A 10,503-nucleotide genomic window follows, 5' to 3' on the forward strand; every position below is an offset into this window, starting at 1 on the left:
GGGCGGGCGCAGTACTATGTGCGCTCGATTTCGGGACCGGCCATGGCCAAGCTTTATTTCTATTACTCGGCAATGAATGCCGGCAAGACCACCACGCTGCTGCAGAGCGCGTACAACTACCACGAGCGCGGCATGCGCACGCTCATTCTCACGCCCGCGCTGGACAACCGCTTCGGCGAGGGCCTGGTGGCTTCGCGGATTGGGCTCAAGGCCAATGCGCGCCGCTTCAGCGCCGATGAAGATCTGTTCGCTCTGGTGCAGGCCGACGTGGCCGCGCGCGGGTCGCTGCATTGCGTATTCGTCGATGAGGCGCAGTTCCTCAGCAAGACGCAGGTGTGGCAGCTGAGCGATGTGGTCGACAAGCTCAACGTGCCGGTACTGGCGTATGGCCTGCGTACCGATTTTCGCGGTGAGCTGTTCGAAGGTAGTCGCTATCTGTTGGCCTGGGCCGACAACCTGGAAGAGATCAAGACCATCTGCCATACCGGCCGCAAGGCCACCATGGTGGTGCGCGTGGATGAACACGGCCGCGCGGTGACCGAAGGTCCGCAGGTTGAGATCGGCGGCAACGACCGCTATGTCTCGGTGAGTCGGGCCGAGTTCAAGAACATTACGGAAGGCCTCGGCAGGATTGAACTGCAGCAGCCGGTGCTGCCGCTGGGCGAGGGGCATTGAGCCCTTCGCAATGACCTAAGGAACGGTATGTCCAAGATTCCCTTTCCCGCCTGGCAGCGCCCGCATTGGCAGCGCAGCAACGAGGAAGTGCTGCTGCAGTTCTACGTATTCGGCAAGTTCCAGCCGGGCCGCGCGCCGTCCGAGGACTATGGCAGCGAAGGCTTGCCCGAGGGCGTGGAGCTGAGCAGCCACCACCACAGCGCGCTGCGCCAGTGGGAGGGCTATCCGCTCAAGGGGCGGCTCGGTCGCATGTTCAAGGAGGATGCGCCGGAGGCCTATGCCAAGGCATTGGACGCGCCGGAGGTGCTGGTGGTGCGCGGGCGCTTCCCCGACACCGCCGACACCGGCTATCTGCGTGACACCTTGGGGGTGTTGGCGGCGCTGCTGGATGTGGGCGGCGTGGCCATCCTCGACCCGCAAACGTTGAGCCTGCACGATGCGGACAGCTGGCGTCGCCAGTTCGTGGTGCGCGATGGCGCGCCGATTCGCCATCATCTGCTGATCCTGCGCGATGCCGAGGAACAGGCGGGTCGCTACTGGGTGCACACGCGCGGCATGCGCAAGTTCGGTCGCCCCGACATCAGCCTGCGCAACGTGCCGGAGGCCGATACGGATCGCGCGGGCATGTTATGCGAGCGGCTGGTGGAACTTGAAGCGCTGGGTGCGCACTTCGCCGACGGCCAGGCCTTGGATGCCGAGGGTCTGCCGGGCACGTTGGTAGCGAGTTTGGGGGGCGGGTTGGAAGACCCGGCCTTCAACAACACGTTTGTGGAGTTCCGCTGGCCGGAGTGATTTAGTTGGCGGGTGGCACCTTGGTGTGGGGTGGCTGGGGTGCCATGTGCGGTTGATCGTTCTTGGGCGGCATCGCTTGGGTGCCGCGGTTAGCCGTTCCGGCCTACCGGAATGCCTAAAGAGCAACCCCTCACCGCTGGCACGTCGGACACCAAAACGTCGACCGCTGCCCCAGCACCACCTGCCGGATAACCGTGCCGCACACTCGGCACGGCTCACCCTCGCGCCCATACACCTGCAGCTCCCGAAAGAAGTATCCCGGCGCCCCGTCCGGGTTGATGAAATCGCGCAGCGTGGTGCCACCACGCTCGATGGCCCAGGCCAGGATGCGCTTCACCTCGGCGGCCAGTCGCGCATAGCGTGCACGTGAGATGGAGCCGGCTGGCTTGCGCGGGTCGATGCCCGCCGCGAACAGCGCCTCGCTGGCGTAGATGTTGCCGACGCCTACCACTACCGCGTTGTCCATTAGAAACAACTTCACCGCGGCTTTGCGTCCACGCGAAAGCTGCCACAGCAGATCGCCGTCGAAATCGTCGGTGAGCGGTTCGGGGCCGAGTGCGGCAAGCAGCTCATGGGTTTCGCCCGGCGCCTGCCATAACAGACAGCCAAAGCGACGCGCATCGGTAAAGCGCAATACGCGTGCACCCGCGGTGGCCGTCGGCTCCAGTGCGATGTCGACATGATCGTGCTTGCCGACCAGGGCATCCGGCGGCAACACGCGTAGCACGCCGGTCATGCCCAGATGTAGCAGCGCGCTGCCTGCCTGCGTATGCAGCAGCAGGTACTTGGCGCGACGCTCCACCGCGTCGATGCGTTGGCCGGGCAATTGCTCGGCGATCTCTGGCGGAATCGGCCAGCGCAAATCCGGGCGGCGCAATACCACGCCGGTCACGCGCCGTCCGATCAGGTGCGGGGCGATACCGCGCCGGGTGGTTTCGACTTCGGGCAGTTCGGGCACGTCAGTTCCAGTTGGCGTGGAAGCTGCCGGGCTGGTCCACGCGCTCAAAGGTGTGTGCGCCGAAATAGTCGCGCTGCGCTTGCAGCAGATTGGCGGGCAACCGCTCGGCGCGGTAGCCGTCGTAGTAGGCGATGGCTGAGGCGAAACACGGCACCGGTACGCCCGCCTTCACTGCCGCCGATACCACATCGCGCAAGGCCTCCTGGTACTGGGTGGCGATATCGCGGAAGTAGGGGTCGAGCAGCAGGTTGTTCAGCTGCGCATCACGTGCATAGGCATCGGTGATCTTCTGCAGGAAGCGTGCGCGAATGATGCAGCCGGCGCGGAAGATGCGCGCGATGGTGCCGTAGGGCAGGTTCCACTGGTACTCGTCGGAGGCCGCACGCAGCTGCGCGAAGCCCTGTGCGTAAGAGACGATCTTGCTGAAGTAGAGCGCGCGACGCACGGCTTCGATGAAGGCTGCGCGATCGCCTTCGAAGGGCTTGGCTGCGGGGCCGCTCAGGCTGCGGCTGGCGACCACGCGTTCGTCCTTGAGCGCGGAAAGCAGACGCGCGAACACCGACTCGGTAATCAGCGGCAGCGGCACGCCCAGGTCCAGCGCGCTCTGGCTGGTCCACTTGCCGGTGCCCTTTTGCGCGGCGCGATCGAGAATGATGTCCACCATCGCCTTGCCCGTTTCCGGGTCCTTTTTGGTGAAGATGTCGGCGGTAATGGCGATGAGGTAGCTGTCCAGCTCGCCCTTGTTCCAATCGGCGTATACGGCGGCCAGCTCGTCGTTGTTCAGGCCCAGCACGTGGTGTAGCACGGCGTAGCTCTCGGCAATCAATTGCATGTCGCCGTATTCGATGCCGTTGTGCACCATCTTCACGTAATGGCCGGCGCCGTTGGGACCCATATAGGCCACGCAGGGTTCGCCATCCGGCGCACGCGCGGCGATCTCGGTGAGGATGGGTGCCACCAGGTCATACGCTTCGCGCGGGCCACCCGGCATGATGGAGGGGCCATGCAAGGCACCCTCTTCGCCGCCGGAGACGCCTGTGCCGATGAAATGCAGACCCGCCGCGCTCATTTCGCTTTCGCGGCGCATGGTGTCATTGAAGAAGGTATTGCCGCCGTCGATCACGATGTCACCCTTGTCCAGCAACGGCTTGAGCTGGGCCAGCGTGGCGTCGGTCGGGTCGCCCGCCTTCACCATCAACAGGATGCGGCGCGGCTTTTCCAGCGAATCGACGAACTCCTGCAAGGTGTATGTGGGCACCAGGCGTTTGCCGGGGTTCTCGGCGACCACTTCGTCGGTGCGCTCGCGGTGCCGGTTGAAGATGGACACCGCATGGCCGCGGCTTTCGATATTGAGGGCGAGGTTGCTGCCCATCACCGCCATGCCGATCACACCCATCGCCTGCTTAGCCATGTCGCCGCTCCATTCGGTAGTTGATCTTGGATATGTTGATCTTGCTCGTCCTTCCCGCGAAGGCGGCCATCCGGCGTGGTCGTTTCCAAGGGGATGGAAGGAACCGTACCTGACGCTACGCGCCGATGACGATGCGTGTTCAGAACACCCTAGATATGGGGAGACGCGTGGCGCGCACAAGTGCGGGCTGCCCGGGAATCAGTGCGCCTGCGTGGCCTGGCCCGCGGCGGCGCGTGGCGTGTAGCTCAGTGAAATCAACGCCACACGGTCGCCCACGCGCACGTAGCGCTGGGGGCCGGTGACCGAGGTTTCGCCAAACTCCAGGGCCTGGCCGTTGAGGGTGAGCACGGCAACCGGTGGCATCAGGCCAATCTTGGCGGGGTCGAAGTCGCTGGCGGGGCGCCAGCTCAGCACGGCCGCGGCGGCGGTTTCGGTGAGTTCACCCAGGCGACCGTCATCGGCACGTGTGGCGTCGCCATCAGTGCGCCACCAGTGGCCCTGGCGCAGCGTGTAATGCTCTTCCGGCGCGTGGCCTATGCGCAGGTTCACGGCACTGATCGCCGACGGTGGCGTGGACAGCAGGCTGCCGGGATCGCCCGCGCGGTCTCGCTGCCATTGCCAGCCGGCCGCCAGTGCGAGCGCGACGGCACCGCCCAGCAGCCACAGGCGTTGGCGCGTGGCGCGCCTCATGCGCGGCGACGCCGCCAAGTGATCACGCCGCATACGCACAGCAACAGCAGCGGCAGCGCCACCAGAAAGCCCAGGGTGACGGCGCTCAGCTGCGTCTGGCTGATTTGCAGCACGCGGTCGGGCGCGCCGCGCGGCGGCAGTTGCACCAGCGCGTCATCGCCCAGCAGCCAATCGAAAATGCGTTCGCCCAGCGCGCGGTTGCCGCCATTGCCGAGGAAGCTGTTAGAGAGAAAGTCACCATCGCCAATCACGACCACGCGCTGCTCGGCTTTCTCCGGGCTGGGCGAGAGGCGGCTTAGCGCGAAGCCGAAGTCCAGCGGCCCCTTCAGCTCGCCCGCACTGGCGTCGTACTGGATGCTGGAGTTCTGCGTGTTATCGATCGGCTTGAACTCGGTCCAGCTCTGCGCGCTGGAGCGCAGGAACGGTGCTACCTGCCAGTCGCTGCGCGAGGCCACCGCCAGTGCGGAGACCTGCGGGAATAGCGTGGTGAGGGTGAAGCCGCGGGTAATCGCGTGCTTGGGGTAGTCGCCCAGCGCGATCATGCGCGGGTCCTTCAGGCCCAGCGCGGCGCCTTGCCCATCCACCAGCACGCCGGGCAACACGCGCACGCCCAAGGCGTCGGCCAGCGGCGCCAGGTGCAGGTCATCGTTGGTCGGTTCGGTGAGCCAGAGCAGGTTGCCGCCGTTGGCGACGTACTCGGCGAGCGCTTTCACGGCGCCTTCGGGCAGGGCGAGTTCGGGGCTGGCCAGCACCACCAGATCGGTGTGCTGCGGCACGGCGGTCGCCTGGGCGAAGTTCAGCGGCACCGCGCGCATGCCGCGTGCTTCGAGCTGCGTCATGAAGCTGCCGAGGTCCGCATTGCCCTTGTCATCCGGGCGGCGTTCGCCATCGCCGGAAACAAACGCCACGATGCGCTCGCCGCCGCGTGCCAGTCGTTCCAGGGCATTGGTGAGACTGCGTTCGGAGAGTTCGTCCAGGCGCTGCTCGCGGCCCTGGTAATGCACGATCAGCGCGCCATCCACCGTAATGCCCAGCTCGCGCATGGCGGCGGGATCCTGTTGCGGGTCGACGAAGCGCAGGCTGAGATCGGGCTTCGCCCGCGAGTAGCGCTCCATAAAGCCGGCCACGGTGTGGCGCAGATCGCCCTGCGGGTTGGCGTAGCTGACGATGTCCACCGGCCCGGGCAGGGTGGCCAGCACGGCGCGGCTTTCCGCCGAAAGGCTGGCGCGTCCGCCGAAGGTCCAGTCGGACACGTAGTCGTGGCGGGTGGTCAGGTAGCCCACCGCGCCGGCAGCGACGAGCAGCGCGAGGGTAAACAACCATCCATGCAGATGCCGGAAACCGCGCGTCATCAGCCGCGCTCCCGTTCGGCCGCAAGCCGTTGCGTGGCCAGCGCCAGGGCCACCACGATCACCAGCAGGAACCACGCGATATCGGCGGTGGATACCAGGCCGCGCAGCAGGGTTTCCAGGTGACCGCTCAGCGATAGCCAATTGAATGCGTCGCTGGTGGCGCCGGCCTTCTGCGCGGCGATGTTGACGCCGGCGAGCACCAGGCCAAGCGTCAATGCCACGGTGGCCGCGATGGAGGCATGCGATGCATAAGCCGAGCTGGCCACGCCGATGGCGGCGAGCGCGGCCAGGGTAAGCAGCAGGCCGAGAGCGGCGGCAGCAAGCTTGCCCCAATCCAGCGTGACGCCGTGCGCCAGGCTTAAGGGCATCGCCAGCGCCAGGGCCAGCCACAGCACCAGCCACAGCATGAGGGCGAGGTATTTGCCCAGCACGATGCGCGAGGCGGGCAGGCCGGCGGCGAACCATAGCGGCAGCGTGCCATTGCTGCGCTCACCGGCCAGCGTGGACATGGTGAGCAGCGGCACGATCACCAGCGCCAGTTCCGCCACGCCGAACGGCAGGATGCCGCCCGTGAGAATGCTGCTGAGCATCGGCACGCCGACCAGATCGGTGTAGCCCGGGCCGCCCGGCAACGCGGCGAGCTTGATCTGTCCGGCCAGAAATCCACCCAGCAGCAGCACGAAGCGCCAAGCCAGCTGGGCCAGCGTGAGCGCGGCCAGTACCCAGGCCAGCGGGCGTACGAACAGGCGGCGCAGCTCCAGCCGCGTCACGGCGAGCACACTCATGCAGCCTGCATCCGGTCGTTGCTCCCATCGCCGCGCATGGCGATATCGAAAAAGGTTTGTTCCAGCGCCTTGTGGCCGCCGTCGCCGATGGGGGCGTCGTAGCGCAGGCGCCCCTCGTGCAGGATCGCCACGCGATCGCAGGCAGCGGTGACTTCGGCCAGCAGGTGGGTGGAAAGAATGATGGCGGTGCCCTGGGCGGCCTGTTCGCGGATGACCGAACGCAGCGCCGATACCTGCACCGGGTCCAGCGCGTTGGCCGGCTCGTCCAGCACCAGCAGCGCCGGTTGGTGCAGTAGCGCGCAGGCCAGCCCCAGGCGCTGGCGCTGACCTTGCGACAGCACGCCGGCCAGCCGTCGCGCCAGCGCGCCCAGTTCCAGCCGTTCGACGATGTTCTGACGCGCCTGCGTCAACGCCTTGCCGGCCAGGCCGCGCAAGCGGCCGTGGGCGTCCAGGTGTTCGCTGACGGTCAGTTCTGGCCATAGCGGGGCACGTTCCGGCAGCCAGCCGATGCCGCGCCGGGCCAGTTCCGGGTGCTCGATGAAATCCTGGCCGTTCAGCTGGATACGGCCGCTGTCAGGTATCAGGGCGCCTGCGATCATGGCCAGCGTGGTGGACTTGCCCGCACCGTTGACCCCTAGCAAACCCAGCACCTGACCGGCATCCAGCCGCAGGCTGAGATCGGCCACGGCGGGGCGACCGGCGCGATGGCGGGTCAGGTTATCCAGTTGCAATACCACGGTAGGCGCGCTCATTGCATGATTGTCACGGGGCCCCCATTTCCATACAACTGGGCGGGAGCACCATTGCGCGGTACAGCACATTAACGTTGTTGCCTCAAAGAGGTGCGACAATTTAGGTGCTGTCCATGCTGGCGGGTACGGAAACCCCTCGCTTAGACTGAAATTTCATATACCTGGGTGCTTCCCCGATGCTCGATACCGTCCTCAATTTCCTGTCCAACGGCCTGACGCACGCCAGTTGGCTCAGCATGGTGATCTACATGCTGGTCATGACCCAGCTCACCATCTTCACGGTGACGCTGTACCTGCACCGCTGCCAGACCCACCGCGGTGTGGACCTGCACTGGTCGATCTCGCATTTCTTCCGCTTCTGGGGCTGGCTCACCACCGGCATGGTCACCAAGGAGTGGGTGGCAGTGCACCGCAAGCACCACGCCAAGGTGGAAACCGCCGAGGACCCGCATAGCCCGCAGATCTACGGCATCAAGAAGGTGTTCTGGGACGGCGTGTCGCTGTACCGCGACGCCAGCGAAGTGAAGGACGACCTGGAGAAGTACGGTCGCGGCACCCCGGACGACTGGATCGAGCGCAAGCTTTACTCTGCCCATCCGTATTGGGGCCCGGCCCTGATGCTCATCATCAACCTTGCCCTGTTCGGCGTTATCGGCGCTGCGTTGTGGGCGGTGCAGATGATCTGGATTCCGTTCTGGGCGGCCGGCTTCGTCAACGGCATCGGCCATTGGTGGGGCTACCGCAACTTTGAAAGCGCCGACACCGCGACCAACCTCATTCCGTGGGGTTTCTGGATCGGCGGCGAAGAGCTGCACAATAACCATCACGCCTTCCCGAGCTCGGCCAAGTTCGCCCTGCGCAAGTGGGAGTTCGATATCGGTTGGGCGGCCATCTGCGCGCTGCGCGCCGTGGGCCTGGCCAAGGTGCTACGCGTGGCGCCGACGCTGGACGTTCGCCCCAACGTGCACCTGCCGGATGCCGAGACACTCAAGGGCGTGCTTACCCATCGCTTTGCCGCGATGACCGACTACTACCGCAACGTGATCATGCCGACCCTGCGCGACGAAGCGCAGCACGCCGGTGACAACATCAAGTCGGTGCCGCGCCGCATGCGTCGCGCCCTGGCCGATGGTGGTCGCTGGCTGGACAACGAAGGCCGCGATCGCATGCAGGTCGTGCTGGCCAAGCGTCCGACCCTTAACACCGTGTGCGATTTCCGTAACCGCCTCGCCGCCCTGTTGGAGCAGCGCGGTGCGGAGCAGGCGCTCAAGGGTCTGCAGCAGTGGATCGCCGAGGCCGAGCAGAGTGGTATCCGCGCCCTGCAGGAATTCGCCGGTCGCCTGAAGAGCTACTCGGTCGCCACCGCCTGATACGGCGTTGTCGCCCGATAAGAAAAGCCCGCCGCAAGGCGGGTTTTTTTTGCGTTGCGAGCGAGCGACGGCGAGCAGTTCATGGCCATGCCGAGGCTGTGTTTAGGTGTGGCCTGAACCCATCGTCATCCCCGCGCTGGTGGATGAGTAGGTCTTTGCGGATGGTCACGCGCTTTCTTGGGAAGGCTGTTTGCTCGTTGTCGCGTAAGGCCATGGCAGCAAAGTGATGCGGCGGACAACAAAAAACCCGCCTCGCGGCGGGTTTTTTGATGGAAGGCGAGAGTCGCTGGACCCCTGCTTTCGCAGGATGGGCAGCGATGAACCAGGCGCTAGGCGCCGGGACCGTTGCTCACTTGATCTTGCCTTCCTTGTAGATCACGTGCTTGCGAACCACCGGATCGTACTTCTTGAACTCGAACTTTTCCGGGGTGTTCTTCTTGTTCTTCTGCGTGGTGTAGAAGTGGCCGGTGCCGGCCGAAGAGATCAGGCGGATCTTGTCTTGCTTGCTGTTAGCCATGGCTCAATCCTCAGATCTTTTCGCCGCGGGCGCGCAGATCGGCCAGGACGGCTTCGATGCCGTTCTTGTCGATGGTGCGCAGGGCGTGGTTGGAAACGCGCAGCTTCACCCAGCGGTTCTCGCTCGGGACCCAGAAGCGGCGCTCATGCAGGTTCGGCAACCAGCGGCGACGGGTTTTGTTGTTGGCATGCGAGACATTGTTACCAGTCCGCACACCCTTTCCGGTGACTTGGCAAATACGGGCCATGATGACCTCCTTCAGAGCGCCTGAGGCGCGTTTGCCACCCGTTAGCCAGGGCGGCATCGGCCCAGCGGCAGTGGACGCCACGCGATGCTGGAGCATGGAGCTTTCGGTTCCGCCGTGAGGTCCGCATCGCGTCGCGAACGTGCCCGAAGGGTCGGGTCGGCAGGGTCGAGCCGGCTATTCTCCCAGAAAAACAGGGCTGTGCGCAAGATTTGCCCCGTCGGGTCCCCGGCGCGCATGGCAGGGCGCGGGGATGTATGGAACAATCCAGTCCTTTGCGTATCCGCGCACCGAACACGAGACGAGGGAAATCCCATGGCAGACGTCGCCGCCAATGGCCAGGCCAACCAGCCGCAGCTGGTCCTGCAGAAGATCTATGTGAAGGACGTGTCCTACGAGGCGCCCAACGCCCCGCAGATCTTCCAGGAAGTGGGAGAAACCGAGCTCCAGCCGCAGGTTCAGCTGAACCTGGGCCAGAAGTCCACCGATATGGGCAACGAGCTGTACGAAGTGGTGCTGAGCCTCACCCTTACCTGCACCCTGGGCGAGCGCACCGCTTACCTGGCCGAAGTGCACCAGGCAGGCGTGTTCGGCATTGCCGGCTTCGCCGAGGAAGACCTCGCCGGCATCCTCAACAGCTATTGCCCGAACCTGTTGTTCCCGTACGCGCGTCAGATGCTGTCGTCGCTGGTGCTGGAGGGTGGTTTCCCGCCGTTCCTGCTGCAGCCGATCAATTTCGATGCCCTGTACGCCGAGCAGCAGCGCCGCATTCTTAGCGGCAGCGCTGCGCCGGTACTGAACAGCTAATTGCCCGACATGGTTGAGCGTCCGACGCTAGCCGTCCTGGGCGCCGGCTCGTGGGGTACCGCCCTGGCGGCCCTCGCCGCCCGCAACCAGGTTCCGACCCGGTTGTGGGGGCGCGATGCCGCCGCGCTGCGAGTGATGGCTGAAACCCAT

12 protein-coding genes and 1 pseudogene are annotated in these 10,503 nt (G+C 65.4%); 5 read left to right on the top strand and 8 right to left on the bottom strand.

The window, feature by feature from the left end:
* Nucleotides 1-42 precede the first annotated feature (42 nt).
* Together JHD67_RS09510 and JHD67_RS09515 are read left to right on the top strand one after the other, a co-directional pair.
* The gene (locus JHD67_RS09510) at nt 43-675 is read left to right on the top strand and encodes a thymidine kinase (protein WP_199098940.1); all 633 of its coding nucleotides are present in this window, start codon (nt 43-45) and stop codon (nt 673-675) included.
* Nucleotides 676-702: 27 nt separating this feature from the next.
* Complete coding sequence (locus JHD67_RS09515; RefSeq protein WP_199098941.1) at nt 703-1,467, top strand: hypothetical protein; 765 nt, start codon at nt 703-705, stop codon at nt 1,465-1,467.
* A 130-nt stretch (nt 1,468-1,597) separates the two neighbouring features.
* Here the strand turns inward: JHD67_RS09515 and mutM are convergent, their stop codons facing one another.
* The 6 genes from mutM to JHD67_RS09545 all read right to left on the bottom strand — a co-directional run bounded on the left by mutM (nt 1,598) and on the right by JHD67_RS09545 (nt 7,415).
* Nucleotides 1,598-2,425, bottom strand: a complete 828-nt coding sequence (gene mutM, locus JHD67_RS09520; RefSeq protein ID WP_199098942.1) for a bifunctional DNA-formamidopyrimidine glycosylase/DNA-(apurinic or apyrimidinic site) lyase — start codon at nt 2,423-2,425, stop codon at nt 1,598-1,600.
* Between the two features lies 1 nt (nt 2,426).
* Nucleotides 2,427-3,836, bottom strand: a complete 1,410-nt coding sequence (gndA, locus tag JHD67_RS09525; protein WP_199098943.1) for an NADP-dependent phosphogluconate dehydrogenase — start codon at nt 3,834-3,836, stop codon at nt 2,427-2,429.
* A gap of 198 nt (nt 3,837-4,034) precedes the next feature.
* On the bottom strand, nt 4,035-4,526 hold the full coding sequence (locus tag JHD67_RS09530; protein ID WP_199098944.1) for a hypothetical protein: 492 nt from the start codon (nt 4,524-4,526) through the stop codon (nt 4,035-4,037).
* The gene (locus JHD67_RS09535) at nt 4,523-5,878 is read right to left on the bottom strand and encodes a GldG family protein (RefSeq protein ID WP_199098945.1); all 1,356 of its coding nucleotides are present in this window, start codon (nt 5,876-5,878) and stop codon (nt 4,523-4,525) included. The genes JHD67_RS09530 and JHD67_RS09535 overlap by 4 nt, the downstream gene beginning before the upstream one ends.
* Nucleotides 5,878-6,663 carry an ABC transporter permease subunit gene (locus tag JHD67_RS09540; protein ID WP_199098946.1) on the bottom strand — a complete coding sequence of 262 codons (786 nt, stop codon included), beginning with the start codon at nt 6,661-6,663 and terminating at the stop codon, nt 5,878-5,880. Before JHD67_RS09540 ends, JHD67_RS09535 begins: the two co-directional genes overlap by 1 nt.
* A complete protein-coding gene (locus JHD67_RS09545) occupies nt 6,660-7,415 on the bottom strand; it encodes an ABC transporter ATP-binding protein (protein WP_199098947.1) in 756 nt (251 codons plus the stop codon). The genes JHD67_RS09540 and JHD67_RS09545 overlap by 4 nt, the downstream gene beginning before the upstream one ends.
* 176 nt (nt 7,416-7,591) lie before the next feature.
* On the opposite strand from JHD67_RS09545, the gene JHD67_RS09550 reads away from it, so the two are divergent.
* Nucleotides 7,592-8,785, top strand: coding sequence for a fatty acid desaturase (locus JHD67_RS09550; protein WP_199098948.1), 1,194 nt, complete (start codon nt 7,592-7,594; stop codon nt 8,783-8,785).
* Nucleotides 8,786-9,134: 349 nt separating this feature from the next.
* On the opposite strand, the gene rpmG is transcribed toward JHD67_RS09550, so the two are convergent.
* Together rpmG and rpmB are read right to left on the bottom strand one after the other, a co-directional pair.
* Nucleotides 9,135-9,302 (bottom strand): 50S ribosomal protein L33, encoded by a 168-nt coding sequence (gene rpmG, locus JHD67_RS09555; RefSeq protein WP_008211962.1) that lies wholly within the window; start codon nt 9,300-9,302, stop codon nt 9,135-9,137.
* 10 nt (nt 9,303-9,312) lie between these two features.
* Nucleotides 9,313-9,549, bottom strand: coding sequence for a 50S ribosomal protein L28 (rpmB, locus tag JHD67_RS09560; protein ID WP_026033649.1), 237 nt, complete (start codon nt 9,547-9,549; stop codon nt 9,313-9,315).
* A gap of 312 nt (nt 9,550-9,861) precedes the next feature.
* Here rpmB and secB point away from each other — a divergent pair, with 312 nt between their 5' ends.
* A complete protein-coding gene (gene secB, locus JHD67_RS09565) occupies nt 9,862-10,353 on the top strand; it encodes a protein-export chaperone SecB (RefSeq protein ID WP_199098949.1) in 492 nt (163 codons plus the stop codon).
* A gap of 9 nt (nt 10,354-10,362) precedes the next feature.
* Nucleotides 10,363-10,503 (top strand): annotated as a pseudogene (locus JHD67_RS09570) (glycerol-3-phosphate dehydrogenase); the annotation flags it as partial.

It is taken from the genome of Dyella sp. ASV21 (genome assembly GCF_016428975.1).
Taxonomy (GTDB): Bacteria; Pseudomonadota; Gammaproteobacteria; order Xanthomonadales; family Rhodanobacteraceae; genus Dyella.